Source organism: Pseudomonas sp. dw_358, assembly GCF_018449655.1.
Lineage (GTDB): Bacteria > Pseudomonadota > Gammaproteobacteria > Pseudomonadales > Pseudomonadaceae > Aquipseudomonas.
On the sequence record NZ_JAAVUX010000001.1, the window covers coordinates 322,483 to 342,233 of the forward strand.

The following is a 19,751-nucleotide window of genomic DNA, read 5'->3' on the forward strand; positions in this document are numbered from 1 at the left end:
TCCTTTTCATGCGCCAGGCGACGCTCAGGTATTGTTGTGAAGGGTTGAGCCAAAAAAAACTAGCATAGGGCTTTAAAAGCCCGCATAACATTCCTGACCACAAGGACAGGAGAATGACGGCAGATAAAATAGCTAGCTGAAACGTTTAATCTAGAATATCGGGCACGTTACTCGATAATCTTCGATCATTGAAGCCCCTGGGCCGGTGTAAACGTGACTGACTGGTCGCAAGATGTGCCCGCATAACAAGGAATGAGCGCTTGAAACTCAGTGATATAGCCCGCCTGGCCGGTGTGTCGGTCACCACCGCCAGCTACGTCATCAACGGCAAGGCGCCGCAGCAACGCATCAGCAAGGCCACCGTGGAGCGGGTCGAGACCGTGGTTCGAGAACATGGCTTTACCCCCAACCCCCAGGCGGCGGGCCTGCGCAGCCGCCATACCCGTACCTTGGGTTTTATTTTGCCGGATCTGGAAAACCCTAGTTATGCCCGGATCGCCAAATTGCTGGAACAAGGCGCCCGCGCCCGTGGCTACCAACTGCTGATCGCCAGTTCCGATGACGACCAGGCCAGTGAGCGGCAATTGCAACAGCTGTTCAAGGCGCGCCGCTGCGATGCGTTGTTCGTCGCCAGCTGCCTGCCCGCCAGCGATGACAGCTATCGCGAGCTGCAGGCCAAGGGCACGCCGGTGATCGCCATCGACCGGGCCATGGACCCGGAGGTGTTCTGCTCGGTGATCAGCGATGACCAGCACGCCAGCGCGCAGCTGACCCGCAGCCTGCTGGAGTCCGCACCGGAGCATATCGCCCTGATCGGCGCGCGCCCTGAACTGAGCATCAGCTGTGACCGCGCCAACGGCTTCGAAGCAGCGCTGCACGGGTTCAAAGGCAAGATCACGCGGCTGGAGGGCGAATCGTTCAGCCGCGAATGCGGTCAGGCGTTGATGCGCGAATTGCTTCAACAGCACGAACACCTGCCCGACGCGTTGATCACCACCTCTTACGTCTTGTTGCAGGGGGTCTTCGATGTGCTGCAAGGGCGGCCTCTGGATTCGCAATCGCTGTATCTTGGTACCTTCGGCGACACGCAGCTGCTGGACTTCTTGCCATTGCCGGTCAACGCCATGGCCCAGCAGCATGGCCTGATCGCCGAGACCGCCCTGGACCTGGCCATCGCCGCCGTGGACGAGCAGGACTGCCCCCCCGGCGTGCGTGCCATTGCCCGGACCTTCAAGCAGCGTATCCACAGGGTCTGAGCCATGCGCCTGATCGACACTCACACCCACCTGGATTTCCCCGACTTCGATGCCGACCGTCAGGCAGTCCTCGCCGAGGCCCGCCGTCAAGGTGTGGAGCAGGTGGTGGTGCTGGGGGTGCATGAGGGCAACTGGCAGCGGGTCTGGTCACTGATCGAAAGCGATCCGCAATTGCATGCCGCACTGGGCCTGCACCCGGTGTTTCTCGGCCAGCATCGGCCGGAACACCTGGAGCAGTTGCGCCACTGGCTCGACCGCCTGGCGGGGCACCCGCAGCTGTGCGCGGTGGGTGAATTCGGCCTGGACTACTACATCGAATCCCTCGACCGCGAGCGCCAGCAAGCATTGTTCGAAGCGCAGTTGCAGGTCGCCAAGGACTACCAACTGCCTGCCCTGCTCCACGTACGCCGCAGCCATGCGCCGATCACTGCCGCGCTCAAGGCTTTCAAGCTGGAACGGCGCGGGATCATCCACGCCTTCTCCGGCAGCCGCGAAGAGGCCCGCGAGTACCTCAAGCTGGGTTTCAAACTGGGCCTGGGCGGCGCCCCGACCTGGCCCCAGGCGTTGCGCTTGCGCAAAGTCCTGGCCGAACTGCCGCTAGACGCCATCGTGCTGGAAACCGACTCGCCGGACATGGCCCCGGCGATGTACCCCGGTGTGCGCAACAGCCCGGCGCACCTGCCGGCGATTGCCGAATCACTGGCGCAGATCATGGGGGTCGAGGTGGAGCGACTGGTGGAGGCGAGTCGAGTGAATGCGTGCGAGGTGTTCGGGTGGTCTTCCACCGTTTGAACCTGCCGGCCTCATCGCGGGTGCTCGGGCTACACCAACACCGTCCACACCGCAAACGCCGCATACCACAGCACTGCCGAGCGCAGCAGCAGTTCCCAGAGTTTGTCCAGTGTGGCCAGCCCTTCCTGCCCAGGTGCTTCATCGCGGATTTCGCTGGCTGCGCGACCGGCGCGCTCGATGAGGTCGTGGGCGCTGATGTCCCAATTCAGCAGCTCATGGATCATCGCCCGGCTCAGGGCGACGAAGTTGCCCACCAAGGCAAAACTGGCCGCCAGCAGGCGCACAGGCAACCAGTCGAAGGCATGCCGGATCTGCCCGGCCCGGGCTTGCAGGGCCGGCGTCTGGGCATGGGTCTGGACCAGGGCCAGCAGCCGATAGGCCAGAGCAGCCACCGGCCCCAGCAGGCAGTACCAGAAAATCACCGCAAAGAAGCCCTGATAACCATCCCACAGCAAGTGGCCCTGCACCCGCTGGAGCAGTTCGGGTGCCGAATCGGCGCCCAGGTTCAGATCCCGCTCGGCCACATGCACAGCGCCCTGGGTGTCCTCGCGGCGCCAGGCGTCACGAAACGGCCCCAGCGAACCGCGCAGGTCACCGCGCCCCAGGCTGTACACCAGCACCAGCAGGTGCACCGGCAAAGCGAACAGCCCATAGGCCACTGGTTGCAGCACCAGACACAGCAACGCCAGCAGCACGCACGGCACCAGCACACACATGACCAGCAGAAACCCTGGCTCACGCGCCAGGCGCGGGCGCACTTCGAGCCGACGCAACTCGCTGATGAAAAAACGATCATCCTGCAGGCGATGACGCAGCGCCGAAAACTTCTCGATCACCAACACCAGCAACAACACCAGAAAACTCATGATTGCTCCCCTTGCGCCAACAACGCCTGGCGGTAACGCGGCCAGTCGAAATACGGACCTGGATCAGTCTTGCGCCCCGGCGCGATGTTACTGTGCCCGGTGATCCGTTGCACGGTAATGGCCGGCCAGGCGGCCTGTAGCTGACGCGTCAGATCCACCAGCGCCACATACTGGGCGTCGGCGAACGGCTGATCATCGGTGCCTTCCAACTCGATGCCCAGCGAAAAGTCATTACAGGTTTCGCGGCCCTCGAAATTCGACACCCCCGCATGCCAGGCGCGCCCCAGGCAGGACACGAACTGGGTCACGGCGCCGTCACGCTCGATGAGGAAATGCGCCGACACCCGCAAATCGGCAATCTCGGCAAAAAACGGGTGCTCGGAGGTGTCCAGACGGTTCTGGAAGAACGCCTGAACCTTGCCCGTGCCGAATTGGCCAGGAGGCAGTGTGATGTTGTGGATGACCAGCAACGAGATCTCGCCGTCGGGGCGTTCGTTGCAATTGGCCGAGGGGCAGTGGCGGATGCCATGGAACCAGCCACTGGCGGGGTCGAGCTTCATCGAGGGAGGCCTGCATGCATGTCCGTGAAGGACACGCAGTATGCCGCGCGGCGCGGCAACTGGGCAGTCATCTGCAAGCAAAGGTGCTATTGGCGCTGACGCAACTGGCTGACCACCGACTCCAGCGCCCGGTCGAACAGCAGGGCATCGTCCAGAATACGGATGGTGCCACGGCGAAATTCCACCGCCAGCCCCATGCGGGTTTTCTCCAGAACCTTCATGCCCGTGCGATTGACGAAAATGTACTTGCCGGTCTGCTCGATGATGGTGGTCAGCTTGCAGCGCAGCACGTTCTCTTCATCTTCCTGAATTTCCACCCAGCACCCCGGGCGCAGCTTGTCGACCTGCAACAGGCTCAGGTCGTCGTCCGCCAGGCGCACCTGCGATTCCAGGGGCATGCTCTCGCCTGGCGCGGCCAGCACGATCTCCTCCAGCACCTCGACCATGGTGCCCTCGCGCACGGCAGCGTTGGCCACTTCGGGCTGCATGATGTCATGGTGGAACGCTTGCACGTGCAGTGCTTCCAGGCGATTGAAGAACTGACTGGTAGCAAACGGATCGAAGGCCGAACTGGTCAGGCCATCACGCAGCGACTTGAGCAGGCTGGGTACCAACTCCAGCAAGCGCAGGCGCTCTTGCGGGTCGTCATGGCGCTCCACGCTCCAGATCAACTGGTCCATGGTCTCCAACCCTGCCTTCCACTCCGGCGAGGACGCGCCGTGCTTGAGGCAGGTCAACAGCAGCACACGGCTCCAGGCCTCCTGCAGCAGTTGCACCACGACCTGGGGCAAGGTCTTGCCCAACAGCCGGCGATTGAGTTCCTGCTCGACAATGTGCCGGGCCAGCCCGGCCCGGGCGCGGCCTTCTTCAGCATCACGGGTGCGCTGTTCCAGCAGTTCGCTGCGGCGGCGCTCATCATTGTTGAAGGCAAGGAAGTCCACCAACAACTCGTTGAACAGCGCCGGGTCGTCGACAAAGTCGTTGAGCAGGCGCTGGACGATCTGCTCGATGCGGCTGTACAGCGAATCACGCTGGTAATCGTCCCGGTTGCCCCAGCCCATGGCCGCCGAAGCGATCTCGTTGAGCAGGCGACGGGCCGGGTGATTACCGCGGCTGAAGAAACTCTTGTCCACCACTGCCACTTTCAGCATGGGGATCTGCAAGCGGCCGATCAGGGCCTTGAGTGAATCCGGCAAGTTGCGGTCTTGCAGAATGAAATCGAACAACATGGCGACCAGGTTGATGACGTCTTCATCAATAGTGCCCACCACGCGGAACTTGCCGCTTTTGACGCTGACGCGGGTCAGCAACTGTTCAAGCTGCTGGCGCAGGTCGTAATCGTCCAACGGCGCCTCAACCGCCTGGGGTGACGGCACGTACTGTTGCAAGTGCGACAGCAGGCGCAGCAAGTCATTGGTGGAAATCGGCTGGGCATCGCTGCTGGTCGCGGCTTCGAGCTTGGGTGCGACGGTGCCGCGCAAGTCGTGCAACAAGCCTTGAAGTGAGCCAAAGACTTCTTGCACGCCTTCATCGATCTGCGCAACTCTTTCCGACGCCGACAAGGCGCCGGTCATCGCGTCGTCACTGCTGCGCGGAATCACCGGGGCAGCGGCAGGCGGTTTGGAGCGGTCGGCGGCACGACGGCTTGGCGCGGCTTTCAAATCCGGCAGCACGCCACTGGCAATCAACAAGTTATTAGCCTCGGCATAGAGATGGTCGGTGTCACTGAGCACGTACTTGTCGAACAGCTTGAGAATGATCAGCTTGACCTTTATTTCCACGCCCAGGCTGCGCCCGGCTTGAAGAAAGAACTCACATAACTGCGACGGGCCCAGTGGGTTGCTCGAATCTTCGAGGCGTTTGGGCACGAGCATGTTGATACGCGAGGTCAATTGGCTAAGCGCCAGACCATCACGTTTGTAGACTTTGGAAACCATGGCATCCAGCGCCACCGTGCGTTCCAATTCGTCATTGGGCACGAGCGCCAGCTTGTCGTAGCTCATCGGCTCGGGCAGCGGCAACTCCGCACCTTCATATTGACCGATGCGCACGAACGCCTCGAAGAGTTTCTCGAGGAAGCCGCGCTCGATGCTCTTTCGCTTGAGCCGCAAGTCGCGCATGGCTTCAAAGAACGTGCTCTGTTCGACATTATTCTTGGCCTTGTCGGCCATCTCGAAGAGCGTGTCGTCGGCATTATCGAACAGCGCGTGGAGCCCCTGCTTCAATTGCAGTGCGGATTTATCACGAACCTGAAGTAAAACCACAGGCAAACGGGCGACCGGCGCTTGATTGGCCTGTTCGGCAGAGGCCTTGTTGAGCGGTACGACCTTCCCATCGTTCTGCATTCGGTTCTCCATGATACCGGACCCCGTCAATTGGATGGCGCCAAATTGGCGACACTCTTTAGGTGCTGGGATATGGATTCCGTTTCCGGTGAAAAGTTCTTTCAGTGCATCCCTATAAAGCTAGACCATGAATTGGAATAATTGCTCAGTTTATAGCGCCGAATCATTTACCGACCGTCGGCCCAACCTGCTACCGCCACCTTCGCGCCTGCCATCCGTCTGCCCTATAATCGGCGAACTATGCCCGTGGAGCTTGTTATGCCGAATTTACGCCTCGCTGACCTGACCGCCGAAATCGAAGCCAATGTGCGTCGTGCACTGCTCGAAGACGTCGGCAGCGGCGACATCACCGCACAACTGATCCCCGCAGAGCGCCTGGCCAAGGCTACCATCATCACCCGCGAGCCTGCTGTGATTGCCGGCACATCCTGGGTCGATGGCGTCTTCCGTCAACTGGACCCACGGGTGGCCGTACACTGGCAAGTCGGCGACGGCGAGCGCGTCAGCCCCAACCAGCCGTTGTTTCACCTCGAAGGCCCGGCCCGCTCGCTGTTGACGGGTGAACGCAGTGCTCTGAACTTCCTGCAAATGCTCTCCGCCGTCGCCACCCGTGCCCGGCACTTTGTCGACTTGGTGGCCGACACCCAGGTCAAGTTGCTGGACACCCGCAAGACCTTGCCCGGCCTGCGCCTGGCCCAAAAGTACGCGGTCACCTGCGGCGGCGCCCACAACCACCGCATCGGCCTGTACGATGCCTTCCTGATCAAGGAAAACCACATCGCGGCCTGCGGTGGCATCGCCCAGGCCATCAGTGCCGCCCATCGCATTGCGCCAGGCAAGCCGGTGGAAGTCGAAGTGGAAAGCCTGGAAGAACTGCAAGAAGCCCTGCACGCCGGCGCGGACATCATCATGCTCGACGAATTGAGCCTGACCGACATGGCCGAAGGCGTCCGCCTGACCGCCGGCCGCGCCAAACTGGAAGCCAGCGGTGGCATCAACGAACAGACTCTGCGCACCATTGCCGAGACCGGCGTGGACTACATCTCCATCGGTGCCATGACCAAGGAAATCAAAGCGGTGGACCTGTCCATGCGCCTGAGTCTCTGATGAACCGATTTACGCCACCTTTCCATGCCCTCTTGTCCACGGAGCAACTGCAGTGACGAACACGTTCAACCCTGGAGCCGATACTGTCTATATCGTGCGCATCGACGGGACCCGCTTTGGCCCATTTCAGACCACCTTCGACCAGGCCAAAGTCCTGATCCACGAAACCACCCTCAACGCCGGGGCGGGGGACACCCTTGAGCGCGAAGTGCCTGGCCAGGCGGCCGAGCATTACCGGATTACCAATACTCACTTCCAGCCGCAGATGAATGGGGTGCAGGCGCACTATACCGTGCGGTTGCGCAAGGAAGGCTAACCCCCCACCGACCTGTAGGACCGAGCTTGCTCGGGAACCTGTCAACTCGGTGCGTCTGGCATTGTCGTGCCTCGTTCCGAGCAAGCTCGGCCCTACAGGTCCGGGGTCGGGGAGGCAAGGTTGGAGAAGTCCCCGCTCGCCAACACGCCCACCGCCGGCCGCGCAAACAAATACCCCTGCATCAACTCCACCCCCAGCGCCAACAACGCCGCACACTCCTGCGGCGTCTCGATGCCCTCGGCAATCACCGTGATCCCCAGCCGGTGGGCCACCAGGACGATGCCCTCGACAATCGCCCGGCGCACCGGATCGGCATCGATGCCACGGGTCAGGGCCATGTCGATCTTCAACACCTGCGGCTGAAACATCGCCAGAAAATTCAGCCCCGAATACCCCGAGCCGAAATCATCGATGGCCGTGGTAAACCCCTGGCGCTCGTACTCCTGGAAGATCGCCTTGAGGTGATCCGGGTCATCGACCCGCTCCCCCTCGGTGACTTCGAACATCAGTCGGTCCAGGGGAAAAGAGAATTCCCTGGCCGCCTCGAGCGTGGCGCGCACGCAGGTTTCCGCGCGATACACCGCATTGGGCAAAAAGTTGATGCTCAGCCGACAATCCGGGATGCCCAACAACCCCAACCCGGCCGCCAATTCGATGGCCTTGACCCGGCAGGCCTGATCGAAGCGGTAGCGGTTGCCGTCATTGACCCGCCCGAGAATATCCGCCGCCGACTCGCCATGGACACCGCGCACCAACGCCTCATAGGCATAGGGCTCGTGCGTGCGGACATTGAAGATCGGCTGAAACGCCATGGTGAAATCGAAACCCAGCCCTTCAAGGTTGCGACAGTCGGCGCAACCGACGGCCTTGAAGGGCTGAACGAAAATGCTTTGGTTCATCGAGGGCTTCCTTGGGCAATCGACAAAGACAGTAACCTGCGCGCAGGCATACCGTTATTGAGACTCCAAGGCAAACCGATTCGCTCCGGGCGGCAGACCGCCGGTGACATACGGTTTCAATAGGTGAACTTGAACGCCCCGCACTGGCTGAACCAGACCGTGGCATCGATCGCTGCGTTCGGCATGAAGTCGATATCGAAGCGCACATCCAGACTCGTCTGAGTGCCATCATGCTGATAGACCGGCGTCTCCCGTGACAATACCCCCGTGGCGTCACTCGGCCACGGAAAATCCTTGTGACTGTCCTCCGCATCGCCTTTCAAGGCCCACGCCGGCACCATCAGAATCGCCAACGCCACATTCGACAGCCCGCCTCCCTGGCTTTTCACCCGCGCCGTCGCCTTGATCCGGTCACCGTTCTGGATATTTCCCATGGGCACCGGCGTGGTGATCTGGATCTGCGGCCCGTTGCTGCCACTGGACTGCCCGCGCACGTGGACCTTCTGCCAGATCTTGCCCTCGCTGTCGGTCTCCTTGCTCAAGCTCACGGTCAAGTCATCGGTGCGATGGGCCGCCGCCTTCCAACCCGTGGCCAACTGCGAGCCCGACGCCGGGGTGAAGGCGATATTGCCGTCAGTGCCTTCCAGCAATGGATTGCCGGTCAAGGTGCCCAAGGGATTGCTGTTGGCGTCGAAACCGACGTTGGACTCGAGAAAATCCCCCAAATGCCGCGTCTCCGCCGCGATCCGCGCCCCACCGGCAATGCCCACCTGCTGGGCACCGACTTTCGACATATGGATGCCGTCCACGGTCATGCCGTCCTTCACGTAATACTGGGTGCCCGAGGCCGTGTTCACCATCAAGTCCCACACATCGATCACCGTGCAGACCTGGGACAAGGTGTTCTTGAACCACAGGTGCATCTGGTAATGATCGTTCTTCAGCTCCTGGGTCCTGAGCTCGTAATCGCTGCTGCCATTGCCCCGTGGAGTTTCGCTGATGGCAATCACACTGATACCCGCCTCGAAAAAGTTGCGCACAATCTCGCGGACATTCTTCTTGCTGGTGCCCAGATCGATCCCCGCCGTGCGGTCATTGGTGCTGCCGATGAACACCGCGCGGGTGCAGCCTCTGGTCTTCAGCAGCTGAATGAAGGCTGGCTGGCGCTTGAGCATGCCGGTGGTGGTGTCACCCGCGATCCCGGCGGCGAGCTCCACCAGTAACGTGAAGGCATTCAGCCCATAGGCTTGCAGCCAGTGCGCCAGCCCTACATTGCGCAGTTGCGACTGGGTGGCACTGGGCGGGGTGTAGGAAAGAAAGGCACGGCTGTCGCCGAAGAAACCGACGTAGCGGGAATTGGCCGGGTTGACGGCGGCGATGGCGTTGAGTTCGGTGCTGGTGATTGTTGGAGCGTCCATGTTTCACCTCGGTTTTTACGTGAGCAGAGACAGGAATTCCGTTTCAGGACGACGGTGGCTGAGGAGGTGACGGTAGGGGATGCGGGGGGTGGGGGCAATGAATAAGTCTTGGCGGAACAAGGGGTTATGTAAGGGGGTTTTCGGATGCCGTGATGAAAGCGAAATTCGCCCGGTCTTGCCAGACCTTGCGCACAAAGGGGTCAGCCACGGCGTAAGTCCCGTGGCGCGGACGCGAGATGAGATTGGCGCCGACCATCTTTTCGAGCAGATTTTGCACCTGGTTTGTCTCGACCGTTGATGCCGTTGCGCGCGAATAGGCTGCCAGGGCTTCAGCGCTGAACAACCCGCTGACGCCGCTCTCCGGACCTGCTGCAATGCGCGAAAAAATCGCCTCTCCCAGCTCGCCGAACTCTTCGATCGCGCGCAGCTCGACGTCCGCTGCCGCAGCGGCCAAGGTGGCGCTGATGATGATGAACGCCTGATTGGCGGGTGATCGGGAGGTTTGTAATTGGACAAGCGCCTTCAGCAATTCTTCGGGCCGGTGGCCCATGACCTGAAAACCTTCCCATGCCACATCCAGGTCCGGCAGCACCACTCCCGCTCCAGCGGCAATACGTTTCAGCTGCCATTCCACGAAATCCCTGCCCAGCACCTGATAGGCAGTGGCTAATGCACCACTGAAGGGTTGCGCGCGGCGGGTCGCCATGTCGGTCAGCAAGGACTTGTGCGAACCGGTGCCCAACAACAGAAAATGCCCAGGTGTGTCCGGTTTTGCATTGACCGCATCCCGTGCCGCTTTCAGCGCGTGCAAAAGGTTGAAACCCTCATCACTGAGGACGGCCTGCTGAACCTCGTCGATGATCAACACCACATCGACCTTGGCCTTCTCGATCAAGGCTGCGAACGCCTGCGCAAAGGTCGTCCCGCCGCCGGTGGAAATGCTGTCCAGCTGGAAGCCGAAACTCACCCCTGCCGCACTGACGCTTCCCCCCTTGAAGCGCCGCAGCAGCTCGGAACCGGGGCTCTGCAACTGACGAAAGGTATCGCGCACAGCCTCCTCGACCTGCGCGGCGGGACTTTTGCTCCGGTCGGCCCAGAGGTCAACGTAGATAACCACCGCGCCCCGCTCCTCCAATGCAGGCCAGAGGTCCTGGCGCAAAAAGGTGGTCTTCCCGACCCGACGGATCCCCGACAGGAATACGCCGGAGCGGACGTTCATCTGTAAAGCCGTGGGGTTGAGCAGCTGGCCGGCCATTTCGTTGGCGTAAGCCGTGCGGTGGAAGACGTCGGGGGAGGCAGGCATGATTATTTCCGTTTATCCAGATCGGATAATTATTCGTTTTGGATCGGCGAGCGGAAGGGTGGCGGGTTGGGCGGGGGGTGCAAGGTGGAGATTGAACAACGGGCGGGTTGATCTACGAGCACAAAAAAACCGCTCGAGGCGGCTGGGTAGGAGGAAAGCGTATGGCGGGGTGAGAATGGTGCCGGAGATAGGAATCGAACCTACGACCTTCGCGTTACGAGTGCGCTGCTCTACCGACTGAGCTACACCGGCGGGGTGGTGGGCAATAGTACAGGGGCTGGGGAGTGGTTGACTAGCGTGTGAGGGGATATGGCTTTGGGCCTGGGACAAAAAACGCCGGGAAGATTACCCGGCGTTTTGGCTTCCGATGCTGTCCTGAAATCCGGAATCAGGTCAGCATGCTGGAATTATGGGCAGTTGCCTTGGCCTGGTTTGAAGCCACGGTTAGCGTCACAGGTCGTACCGGAGTTAGCCCATGGCAGGTTAGCACTACCAGCGGTCAGAGTTGGCGTATCGATGATAGTCAAAGCAACGCCAGCCGAGGTAGTTGCGCCAGTCGTGGCAGTTATTACACCGTCAGTAACAGTAGGGACAGCGGTAATATTTTTCGTAGCCACCAGCGTAGGAATACCGTTAGACCCGGCACTGCAACCTGTCAATTTGCCAGTATCTTGGATACACATGCTGACTGCGGTTTTAGTCGACTCCAATTCAGCCATTGCACCAGCAGCGCGAGTACGCGACGTGTAGTCACCATACTGCGGGATCGCGATTGCAGCCAGAATGCCGATGATTGCTACAACGATCATCAGTTCGATCAGGGTAAAGCCTTTCTGCACTTTGTTCATTGCTGAATCCTCGGATGAAATGACGGAGCTCACTGAAGGCGGCAATGCCGTTTTATCGGCGAGCCCTCAAGTCCTGAAATGACTAGAGCATGGGTCGTGCCAACTTTGCAGAGTCCCGATCTTCTGCCTTTTTCAAGTAGCAATTGGTTCCAGGACTCATTCATCCGGGCATTTATTGACGTTTTTTGTCAGCTGCCTCATTCGAGGAAGTACGCTTTGCTGGACAGAAATCGCTATTGCTTCACATAGCCGTTATCGATGCATGGACCACTGAAGACCCACCCTATGACGCTACCGGTTACAACAGGGGTCAAGGTACAGGTCTCTGTACTGATCAAGCCCTTATAATTTGTAGGGGTGGCGTACAGGGCGGCGGTGCCCGGATTAAGGACGAGCGAGCCCAATGCACCGTAGCTGGTTGGCTCATTCACACCCAGTTTGCTATAGGCATCGCAATTGCTCAGCGAACCACTATCTTGGTAGCAGATGGCTATAGCCGTTTGTACAGGTGCCATTGCGCTGACAATTTCGGTGTATGCCGCTCGCTTGATGTAGGTCTGATACAGCGGCGTCGCAGCGGCCGCCAAAATACCGACGATTGCCACCACAACCATCAACTCGACCAGCGTGAAGCCACGTTGAATCACTTTCATTCTTCGGTTCCCTCGAATATGGAGCAGGCTCCTCATGAGCGCTGCGAGACCGGCTGCCTCCCCCTGACGTCGCGGTGCCAGCGGGTTACAGAGCATAACCCGTGCCATCGGCCCGGATAAGAGCGGTGCAGCCTGAGGCATATCCCCGTGGTTGGCGAGCGAATTGCAGTAACAAATCCTGACCAGCGAAACCGGCCGCCAGCACTATTTGGCACCTGCGCTGGACTAGGCTATAAAACAGCGATTGTATGTATCCGGTGGTCCAATGAACGATATCGCCCTAACCGGCCTCGCCAGGCAACTGGTCGTAGCCGAATTGCTTACCGACAAAGACGCGCAGCAGGCGTATCAACAGGCCCATCGCACCCGCGTGCCGCTGGTCCACTATCTGGTGCAGAACAAGCTGGCGAAAAGCCGGGAAATTGCCGAGATTGCCTCCGATCAGTTCGGGGTTTCGCTGATCGATCTGAAGATGGTCGATCCTGAAAGCCAGCCCCGCGGTCTGGTCAGTGAAAAGCTGGTACGCCAGCACCACGCACTGCCACTTTGGCGGCGCGGCAATAAACTGTTCGTGGGTGTGTCTGACCCCACCAACCATCAAGCCATCACTGACATCCAATTCAATACCGGCCTGAACACCGAAGCCATTCTGGTGGAAGAAGACAAGCTGGCGGATGCGATAGAGAAGTTTTTCGAAAGCGGCACAAGTGGACTGGAAGAGTTGGGCGATGAGCTCGACAACCTGGACGTTGAAACATCCGGCGACAATGCCGGAGAAAAAGTCGGAGTAGACGCTGACGACGCCCCGGTGGTGCGCTTTGTAAACAAGATGTTGCTGGACGCCATTCGCAGCGGGTCTTCAGACCTTCACTTCGAACCCTACGAAAAAGCCTATCGCGTGCGCTTTCGCACAGACGGCATCCTGAGAGAAATCGCGCGCCCGCCCATTAACTTGGCCGGGCGTATCTCGGCACGCCTGAAGGTGATGGCCAGCCTCGACATTTCCGAGCGTCGGCGCCCGCAGGACGGCCGGATCAAGATGCGCATTTCGAAAAACAAGGCCATCGACTTCCGGGTCAACACCCTGCCGACCTTGTGGGGCGAGAAGATCGTGATGCGTATCCTCGACCCCACCAGTGCCCAGATGGGCATTGACGCCCTGGGCTACGAGGCGGATCAGAAGGAGCTGTACCTGGCTGCCTTGGCACAACCCCAAGGCATGATTCTGGTGACGGGCCCGACGGGTTCGGGGAAAACTGTTTCCCTGTATACCGGTATCAACATTCTCAATACGGTCGATATCAACATCTCCACCGCCGAAGACCCGGTGGAGATCAACATGGAAGGCATCAACCAGGTCAACGTCAACAACAAGCAGGGCCTGGACTTCGCCTCTGCCTTGCGTTCATTTCTGCGCCAGGACCCGGACGTGATCATGGTCGGTGAGATCCGTGACCTGGAAACTGCCGAGATTGCGGTCAAGGCCGCTCAGACCGGGCACTTGGTACTCTCGACACTCCACACCAACAGCGCCGCTGAGACCATCACCCGCTTGATGAACATGGGTGTGGCCAGCTTCAACATCGCCACCTCAGTGAACCTGATCATCGCCCAGCGCCTGGCGAGAAAGCTCTGCACCGTGTGCAAGCGCCCTGCCGATATCCCTAGGGACATCCTGCTCGAAGAAGGCTTCCAGCCGGACAAGATTGGCACCTTTACCGTGTATGAGCCGGTGGGCTGCGATGCCTGCAATGGGGGGTACAAGGGACGCCAAGGTATCTACGAGGTGGTCAAGAATACCAAGGCGCTGCAGCAGATCATCATGGAGTCCGGCAACTCCATCGACATCGCCACGCAAATGCGCAAAGACGGTTTCAGTGACCTGCGTGCTTCCGGCCTCTATAAAGTGATGCTTGGCGTGACCAGCCTGGCGGAAGTCAACCGGGTCACCAAGGATTAATCATGGCGGCGAAGGAAATGAAAGTCGGCACCTACGCCTGGGAAGGCGTGGACCGCAAGGGCACCAAGATGACCGGCGAAATGAACGGTCAGAATGTGCAGATGATCAAGGCGCAGTTGCGTAAACAAGGTGTGACGCCAGGTAAGGTCCGCAAGAAAAGTGCTTCGATCTTCGGCAAGGGCAAACCAATCAAACCCATGGACATTGCCCTGTTTACACGGCAAATGGCGACCATGATGAAGGCCGGTGTGCCTCTGCTCTCATCTTTTGACATCATTGCCGAGGGCTCTGAAAACCCGAACATGCGCAAGCTGGTCGAGGAGGTCAAGCTGGAGGTGGCCGCTGGGAACAGCTTTGCCGCGTCTCTACGCAAGAAACCAAAATATTTTGATGATATGTACTGCAATTTGGTGAACGCAGGCGAACAAGCCGGTGCACTGGAAACGTTGCTGGACCGCGTAGCCACTTACAAAGAGAAAAGCGAGGCGCTGAGGGCGAAAATCAAGAAAGCGATGACTTATCCTATTGCGGTAGTCGTCGTAGCAATTATTGTGACGGGCATTTTGCTAATCAAAGTAGTGCCTCAGTTTCAGGCGGTTTTTTCCGGATTTGGTGCCAAGCTTCCAGCCTTTACCCTGATGGTAGTGGGGCTGTCGGAAGTTGTCCAAGAGTGGTATCTGGCGATGCTCGGTGGCATCGTAGCTCTGTTTTTCATCTGGAAAAATGCACTCAGCCGCAGTGAAAAACTCCGAGACAATCTAGACCGGCTCCTTCTCAAAATGCCGATCATTGGCCCGCTGATGGTCAAGTCGTCGCTAGCACGCTATGCCCGTACCCTGGCCACCACTTTCGCCGCTGGCGTCCCACTGGTCGAAGCACTGGACTCAGTGGCGGGCGCCACCGGCAACGTGGTTTACCGAAACGCCGTCCTCAAGATCAAACAGGACGTCTCCACCGGCATGCAGCTGAATTTCTCGATGCGTACCACAGGCGTATTCCCTTCGCTGGCCATCCAAATGACTGCCATCGGCGAAGAGTCCGGCGCCTTGGATGGCATGCTCGAACGGGTCGCCATCATCTACGAAGCCGAAGTCGACAACATGGTCGACAGCATGACCAGCCTGATGGAGCCCATCATCATGTCAGTCCTCGGCGTCCTCGTCGGCGGCCTCGTCATCGCCATGTACCTCCCCATCTTCCAACTGGGCAACGCCGTCTAACATGACCCTCCTCGACCTCCTGGCCAGCTCCCCGCTGGCCTTCGCCGTGTGCGCGCTGATTCTGGGCCTGCTGGTCGGCAGCTTCCTCAACGTCGTCATCCACCGCCTGCCGAAAATGCTCGAACGCGAGTGGCAAGCCCAGGCCCGGGACATCCTCAAACTCCCGGAAGAGCCCAAGGGCCCCGTCTACAACCTCCTCCTCCCCCACTCCGCCTGCCCTCATTGCGGCCACAAGATCCGCGCCTGGGAGAACCTGCCGATCATCAGCTACCTCGCCCTGCGCGGGCGTTGTGCAGGCTGCCAGGCGCCGATCAGCAAGCGCTACCCCTTGGTGGAATTGGCCAGCGGCCTGATTACCGCCTTCATCGCCTGGCACTTCGGCTTTGGCTGGCAGGCCGGGGCGTTCATGCTGTTGAGTTGGGGTCTGTTGGCCATGAGCCTGATCGACGCCGACCACCAGATTCTGCCGGATGTGCTGGTGCTGCCGTTGCTGTGGCTGGGGTTGATCCTCAACAGCCAAGCTTTGAACACCAGCCTGCCCGATGCGCTATGGGGCGCGGTGGCCGGTTACATGAGTCTGTGGCTGGTGTACTGGCTGTTCAAGCTGGTCACCGGCAAGGAAGGCATGGGCCATGGTGACTTCAAGTTGCTGGCGATGATCGGCGCCTGGGGTGGCTGGCAGGTGTTGCCGCTGACCATCCTGTTGTCGTCGCTGGTGGGCGCGGTGCTGGGGGTGATCATGCTGCGTTTGCGCGATGCCAAGACCAGCACGCCGATACCGTTCGGGCCTTATCTGGCCATTGCGGGGTGGATTGCATTGCTGTGGGGTGATCAAATAAACACCTCTTATATGCATTTCGCGGGCTTCTGATGAGCGCAACACCTTGGGTACTGGGCTTGACCGGCGGGATCGGCAGCGGCAAGAGTGCCGCCGCCGAGCGCTTTGCCGAGCTGGGGCTGCACGTGGTGGACGCCGATCAGGCGGCGCGCTGGGTGGTGGAACCGGGCCGACCGGCGCTGGCGCAGATTGCCGAGCGCTTCGGGCCGAGCATTTTGCAGGCCGATGGCACGCTGGATCGCGGGGCGTTGCGGGCGGTGATCTTTGCCGATGCCGAGCAGCGCCGTTGGGTCGAGGGTTTGCTGCACCCGCTGGTGGCGCAGGAAATCGCCGATTCACTGGCCAAGGCGACTTCACCGTACGCGGTGTTTGTCTCGCCGTTGATGGTGGAGTCCGGGCAGTCGAAGGTGGCCAATCGGCTGCTGGTGATCGATGCGCCGGAAGCCTTGCAGGTGCAACGCACATTGGCCCGCGACGGCACCCACGAACAACAGGTGCAGGCGATCCTCAAGGCGCAGGCCACCCGCGAGCAGCGCCGGGCCAAGGCCGACGATGTGCTGGTCAATGACCGCGACCTGGCGTGGTTGCGCTCGGAGATCGACCGCCTGCATACCTTTTATCTGACCCTTTCTGGAGGCCAAGCATGAGCTCACCTGTGAATGTGGAGTGCCCGACCTGTGGCGCGCCAGTGGAATGGAGCGCCGCCAGCCCCAACCGGCCGTTTTGTTCGGACCGTTGCAAGTTGATTGACCTCGGGGCCTGGGCCTCGGAAGAACACAAGATTCCGGTGGCACCGGATGCCGAGGATGATCTGTTTTCAGAGGAGTTGGGGCCGCGGCATTAAGTGTCACCACGATTTCAGCAGGTAACCCGCGGGCCATTCCACGGCTTCGCGCAACCGGCGTAGGAGCCGACCTTGGTCGCGATGGCATCACCACAGACCGAGTTGTCTGCATCGCGACCAAGGTCGGCTCCTACGCCAGTTGTGTGAAATCATGGAGTCGCCCCGTTGGATTGTGAGCCGTTCCAATCACCGCCGCTTCTGCCGCAACGATGGCAGACAGACATCTAACAGCGCTAAGCTCAGCCCCATGGATGACTCCGACTACCTGCGCCTGCTCACCCTGCAGGCCGAACAAGCCAATGCCTTCCTGTCGAATGCCCGCAAGTGGGAGCGCGAGAGATGGGTGTGTCAGCGTCTGTTGCAGGGCTTGAACGTGCCGCACCGCGATGAGGATTTCATGCCGGCCGGGCAGGAGCCGCCGGATGTGTTGTTCCAGGACGCCAGTTTCGAAGTGTTTTTCGTCCTCGACGAGGGCCGTCGTCTCAATGACGAGTGGCGCGAAGAGCTGCAACGCCGGCGCAGTGCCTTTTCCCTGAGCCAGCTGGTGCGCCGCGAGGCGCGGCCCAAGCGCATCAGTGCCGTGGAGTTGTTGCAACGCCTGGCGCCGACCCTGCGCAAGAAGAGCCACAACTACCGCGAGCGCGGGCTGGAATTGAACGAGCTGGACATCATCGCCTTCGCCAGCCTCAAGCGCGAAGTGCTGGACCTCAACAGCCATTTTCCGCCGCCCACCGAGTACCTGCGCCAAGGGTGGCGCTCGTTGTCGCTGGTGGGCCCGACCTTTGCCCGGGTGTTGTTCGCCCATCCCGATGCCCCGGGTTTTCTGCGGGCCAATCTGGGCCGCAGCATTGTTTTCGATGTCGGCATCAGCTTGTGAAAGAGACGATGGCGCTCAGCCCCGGCGAATGTTACAAAGCCTGCATTGCCTTATTTGACTGCCAATGAAAGATGCCCCCAAGCGTACGCTGTACCACGCGCACATCATTGCCCTCCCCTCGCCGTGAGACACGGTGCTATGAGCTGCCTCGCGCTCGCCCGTCCCGGCCCGAATTCCGTAAACCTTATGAGATATCCCCATGACTCACCGTATCGTGATTGTCGGCGGCGGCGCCGGCGGCCTGGAGCTGGCGACCCGCCTGGGTAAGACCCTGGGCAAGCGTGGCAAGGCCAATGTGACCCTGGTGGACGCCAGCCTGACCCACATCTGGAAACCGCTGTTGCATGAAGTGGCGGCCGGCTCCTTGAACTCCTCGGAAGACGAGCTCAACTACGTGGCCCAGGCCAAGTGGAACCACTTCAACTTCCAGCTCGGCAAAATGAGCGGGCTGGACCGTGCCGGCAAACAGATCCAGCTGGCGGCCACCTATGACGAACAAGGCGTCGAACTGGTGCCCGCACGGGTGCTGAACTACGACAGCCTGGTCATCGCCGTGGGCAGCACCACCAACGACTTCGGTACCCGTGGCGCGGCCGAGCACTGCCTGTTCCTCGACACCCGTGCCCAGGCCGAACGCTTTCACACGCAACTGCTGAACTACTACCTGCGCGCCCACGCCACCGATCATGACGAGAACCGGATTGCCGTGGCCATCGTCGGCGCCGGTGCCACCGGTGTGGAGTTGTCGGCCGAGCTGCACAACGCCGCCCATGAACTGGCGGCTTATGGCTTTGGCCGGATCAAGCCGGAAAACATGCACATCACCCTGATCGAGGCCGGGCCACGGGTGCTTCCCGCGCTGCCCGAGCGCATCGGCGGGCCGGTGCACAAGACCCTGGAGAAGCTCGGCGTGACCGTGCTGACCAGCTCGTCCGTGAGTGAAGTCCGGGCCGATGCCTTGATTACCGCTGATGGCAAGGAAATCCCGGCCACCTTGAAAGTGTGGGCGGCGGGGATTCGCGCGCCGAACTTCCTCAAGGACATCGACGGCCTGGAAACCAACCGTATCAACCAACTGGTGGTCAAACCGACCCTGCAGACCACCCGCGACGACGCGATTTTCGCCTTCGGCGACTGCGCGGCGTGCCCGCAGGTCGGCAGTGATCGCCCGGTGCCGCCACGGGCCCAGGCGGCTCACCAGCAGGCGTCGTTGCTGGCCAAGTCGCTGAAGCTGCGCATCGAAGGCACCACCACGCTGCCGGAATTCACCTACAAGGATTACGGCTCGCTGATTTCGCTGTCGCGCTATTCGGCGGTGGGCAACTTGATGGGCGGTTTGCCGGGCAGCGTGATGCTGGAGGGCTGGCTGGCGCGGATGTTCTACGTGTCGCTGTACCGCATGCACCAGATGGCGCTGTTTGGCATGTTCCGTACGGCGATGTTGATGCTGGGCAGCCGGATTGGTCGCGGAACCGAGCCGCGCTTGAAGTTGCATTGATCGACCGTTTTACCCCAGCGCTGTAGGACCGAGCTTGCTCGGGAACCCGCATTCCCGAGCAAGCTCGGTCCTACAGCGCTATGTGCCCTCCCCCCGCTTTTCAGCCTATGCTGAACACTCCACGCCCTCTTTCTGTGCGCTCGCCCTGCCG

General features: G+C 60.5%; 19 protein-coding genes and 1 tRNA gene. 11 read left to right on the plus strand and 9 right to left on the minus strand.

Annotated features, from left to right (window positions below; all coding sequences use genetic code 11):
* Positions 1–260 precede the first annotated feature (260 nt).
* Complete coding sequence (gene cra / locus HB675_RS01510; RefSeq protein ID WP_213875319.1) at positions 261–1,256, plus strand: catabolite repressor/activator; 996 nt, start codon at positions 261–263, stop codon at positions 1,254–1,256.
* A gap of 3 nt (positions 1,257–1,259) precedes the next feature.
* Positions 1,260–2,048, plus strand: coding sequence for a TatD family hydrolase (locus HB675_RS01515; protein WP_213875320.1), 789 nt, complete (start codon positions 1,260–1,262; stop codon positions 2,046–2,048).
* 29 nt (positions 2,049–2,077) lie between these two features.
* Here HB675_RS01515 and ampE read toward each other — a convergent pair whose 3' ends face one another.
* The 3 genes from ampE to HB675_RS01530 form a co-directional block, all read right to left on the minus strand.
* Positions 2,078–2,914 carry a regulatory signaling modulator protein AmpE gene (gene ampE / locus HB675_RS01520; protein WP_213875321.1) on the minus strand — a complete coding sequence of 279 codons (837 nt, stop codon included), beginning with the start codon at positions 2,912–2,914 and terminating at the stop codon, positions 2,078–2,080.
* On the minus strand, positions 2,911–3,474 hold the full coding sequence (gene ampD, locus HB675_RS01525) for a 1,6-anhydro-N-acetylmuramyl-L-alanine amidase AmpD (RefSeq protein ID WP_213875322.1): 564 nt from the start codon (positions 3,472–3,474) through the stop codon (positions 2,911–2,913). Before ampD ends, ampE begins: the two co-directional genes overlap by 4 nt.
* Before the next feature lie 86 nt (positions 3,475–3,560).
* Complete coding sequence (locus tag HB675_RS01530; protein WP_213875323.1) at positions 3,561–5,819, minus strand: DUF1631 domain-containing protein; 2,259 nt, start codon at positions 5,817–5,819, stop codon at positions 3,561–3,563.
* Between the two features lie 258 nt (positions 5,820–6,077).
* On the opposite strand from HB675_RS01530, the gene nadC reads away from it, so the two are divergent.
* Positions 6,078–6,926, plus strand: a complete 849-nt coding sequence (gene nadC, locus HB675_RS01535) for a carboxylating nicotinate-nucleotide diphosphorylase (protein WP_213875324.1) — start codon at positions 6,078–6,080, stop codon at positions 6,924–6,926.
* Between the two features lie 52 nt (positions 6,927–6,978).
* Positions 6,979–7,242: a hypothetical protein gene (locus tag HB675_RS01540; RefSeq protein WP_213875325.1), complete on the plus strand. Its 264-nt coding sequence runs from the start codon at positions 6,979–6,981 to the stop codon at positions 7,240–7,242.
* Between the two features lie 92 nt (positions 7,243–7,334).
* Here the strand turns inward: HB675_RS01540 and HB675_RS01545 are convergent, their stop codons facing one another.
* The 6 genes from HB675_RS01545 to HB675_RS26070 all read right to left on the minus strand — a co-directional run bounded on the left by HB675_RS01545 (position 7,335) and on the right by HB675_RS26070 (position 12,363).
* The gene (locus tag HB675_RS01545) at positions 7,335–8,141 is read right to left on the minus strand and encodes an EAL domain-containing protein (RefSeq protein ID WP_213875326.1); all 807 of its coding nucleotides are present in this window, start codon (positions 8,139–8,141) and stop codon (positions 7,335–7,337) included.
* Positions 8,142–8,257: 116 nt separating this feature from the next.
* Positions 8,258–9,559, minus strand: coding sequence for an SGNH/GDSL hydrolase family protein (locus tag HB675_RS01550; RefSeq protein WP_213875327.1), 1,302 nt, complete (start codon positions 9,557–9,559; stop codon positions 8,258–8,260).
* A 124-nt stretch (positions 9,560–9,683) separates the two neighbouring features.
* Positions 9,684–10,862 (minus strand): ATP-binding protein, encoded by a 1,179-nt coding sequence (locus tag HB675_RS01555; RefSeq protein WP_213875328.1) that lies wholly within the window; start codon positions 10,860–10,862, stop codon positions 9,684–9,686.
* 176 nt (positions 10,863–11,038) lie between these two features.
* Positions 11,039–11,114 (minus strand) — tRNA-Thr (locus tag HB675_RS01560).
* Between the two features lie 155 nt (positions 11,115–11,269).
* Entirely contained in the window at positions 11,270–11,710 is a 441-nt protein-coding gene (locus HB675_RS01565) for a prepilin-type N-terminal cleavage/methylation domain-containing protein (protein WP_213875329.1), read from the minus strand.
* Positions 11,711–11,943: 233 nt separating this feature from the next.
* Complete coding sequence (locus tag HB675_RS26070; protein ID WP_213875330.1) at positions 11,944–12,363, minus strand: pilin; 420 nt, start codon at positions 12,361–12,363, stop codon at positions 11,944–11,946.
* Between the two features lie 265 nt (positions 12,364–12,628).
* On the opposite strand from HB675_RS26070, the gene pilB reads away from it, so the two are divergent.
* The 7 genes from pilB to HB675_RS01605 all read left to right on the plus strand — a co-directional run bounded on the left by pilB (position 12,629) and on the right by HB675_RS01605 (position 19,600).
* Positions 12,629–14,323 carry a type IV-A pilus assembly ATPase PilB gene (pilB, locus tag HB675_RS01575; RefSeq protein ID WP_213875331.1) on the plus strand — a complete coding sequence of 565 codons (1,695 nt, stop codon included), beginning with the start codon at positions 12,629–12,631 and terminating at the stop codon, positions 14,321–14,323.
* 2 nt (positions 14,324–14,325) lie between these two features.
* On the plus strand, positions 14,326–15,543 hold the full coding sequence (locus HB675_RS01580) for a type II secretion system F family protein (protein ID WP_213875332.1): 1,218 nt from the start codon (positions 14,326–14,328) through the stop codon (positions 15,541–15,543).
* A 1-nt stretch (position 15,544) separates the two neighbouring features.
* Positions 15,545–16,414 (plus strand): A24 family peptidase, encoded by an 870-nt coding sequence (locus HB675_RS01585; RefSeq protein ID WP_213875333.1) that lies wholly within the window; start codon positions 15,545–15,547, stop codon positions 16,412–16,414.
* The gene (gene coaE / locus HB675_RS01590; protein WP_213875334.1) at positions 16,414–17,028 is read left to right on the plus strand and encodes a dephospho-CoA kinase; all 615 of its coding nucleotides are present in this window, start codon (positions 16,414–16,416) and stop codon (positions 17,026–17,028) included. Before HB675_RS01585 ends, coaE begins: the two co-directional genes overlap by 1 nt.
* Complete coding sequence (gene yacG / locus HB675_RS01595; RefSeq protein ID WP_213875335.1) at positions 17,025–17,225, plus strand: DNA gyrase inhibitor YacG; 201 nt, start codon at positions 17,025–17,027, stop codon at positions 17,223–17,225. Before coaE ends, yacG begins: the two co-directional genes overlap by 4 nt.
* A gap of 247 nt (positions 17,226–17,472) precedes the next feature.
* Entirely contained in the window at positions 17,473–18,102 is a 630-nt protein-coding gene (locus HB675_RS01600) for a DUF1780 domain-containing protein (protein ID WP_213875336.1), read from the plus strand.
* 199 nt (positions 18,103–18,301) lie between these two features.
* The gene (locus tag HB675_RS01605; protein WP_213875337.1) at positions 18,302–19,600 is read left to right on the plus strand and encodes an NAD(P)/FAD-dependent oxidoreductase; all 1,299 of its coding nucleotides are present in this window, start codon (positions 18,302–18,304) and stop codon (positions 19,598–19,600) included.
* Positions 19,601–19,751 lie beyond the last annotated feature (151 nt).

Excerpts from the sequence above, each read along its gene's own strand:
- HB675_RS01515 (WP_213875320.1), top strand. The coding sequence starts at position 1,260 with ATGCGCCTGATCGACACTCACACCCACCTGGATTTCCCCGACTTCGAT.
- ampE (WP_213875321.1), bottom strand. The coding sequence starts at position 2,914 with ATGAGTTTTCTGGTGTTGTTGCTGGTGTTGGTGATCGAGAAGTTTTCG.
- ampD (WP_213875322.1), bottom strand. The coding sequence starts at position 3,474 with ATGAAGCTCGACCCCGCCAGTGGCTGGTTCCATGGCATCCGCCACTGC.
- HB675_RS01530 (WP_213875323.1), bottom strand. The coding sequence starts at position 5,819 with ATGCAGAACGATGGGAAGGTCGTACCGCTCAACAAGGCCTCTGCCGAA.
- nadC (WP_213875324.1), top strand. The coding sequence starts at position 6,078 with ATGCCGAATTTACGCCTCGCTGACCTGACCGCCGAAATCGAAGCCAAT.
- HB675_RS01545 (WP_213875326.1), bottom strand. The coding sequence starts at position 8,141 with ATGAACCAAAGCATTTTCGTTCAGCCCTTCAAGGCCGTCGGTTGCGCC.
- HB675_RS01550 (WP_213875327.1), bottom strand. The coding sequence starts at position 9,559 with ATGGACGCTCCAACAATCACCAGCACCGAACTCAACGCCATCGCCGCC.
- HB675_RS01555 (WP_213875328.1), bottom strand. The coding sequence starts at position 10,862 with ATGCCTGCCTCCCCCGACGTCTTCCACCGCACGGCTTACGCCAACGAA.
- HB675_RS01565 (WP_213875329.1), bottom strand. The coding sequence starts at position 11,710 with ATGAACAAAGTGCAGAAAGGCTTTACCCTGATCGAACTGATGATCGTT.
- HB675_RS26070 (WP_213875330.1), bottom strand. The coding sequence starts at position 12,363 with ATGAAAGTGATTCAACGTGGCTTCACGCTGGTCGAGTTGATGGTTGTG.
- pilB (WP_213875331.1), top strand. The coding sequence starts at position 12,629 with ATGAACGATATCGCCCTAACCGGCCTCGCCAGGCAACTGGTCGTAGCC.
- HB675_RS01580 (WP_213875332.1), top strand. The coding sequence starts at position 14,326 with ATGGCGGCGAAGGAAATGAAAGTCGGCACCTACGCCTGGGAAGGCGTG.
- HB675_RS01585 (WP_213875333.1), top strand. The coding sequence starts at position 15,545 with ATGACCCTCCTCGACCTCCTGGCCAGCTCCCCGCTGGCCTTCGCCGTG.
- coaE (WP_213875334.1), top strand. The coding sequence starts at position 16,414 with ATGAGCGCAACACCTTGGGTACTGGGCTTGACCGGCGGGATCGGCAGC.
- yacG (WP_213875335.1), top strand. The coding sequence starts at position 17,025 with ATGAGCTCACCTGTGAATGTGGAGTGCCCGACCTGTGGCGCGCCAGTG.
- HB675_RS01600 (WP_213875336.1), top strand. The coding sequence starts at position 17,473 with ATGGATGACTCCGACTACCTGCGCCTGCTCACCCTGCAGGCCGAACAA.
- HB675_RS01605 (WP_213875337.1), top strand. The coding sequence starts at position 18,302 with ATGACTCACCGTATCGTGATTGTCGGCGGCGGCGCCGGCGGCCTGGAG.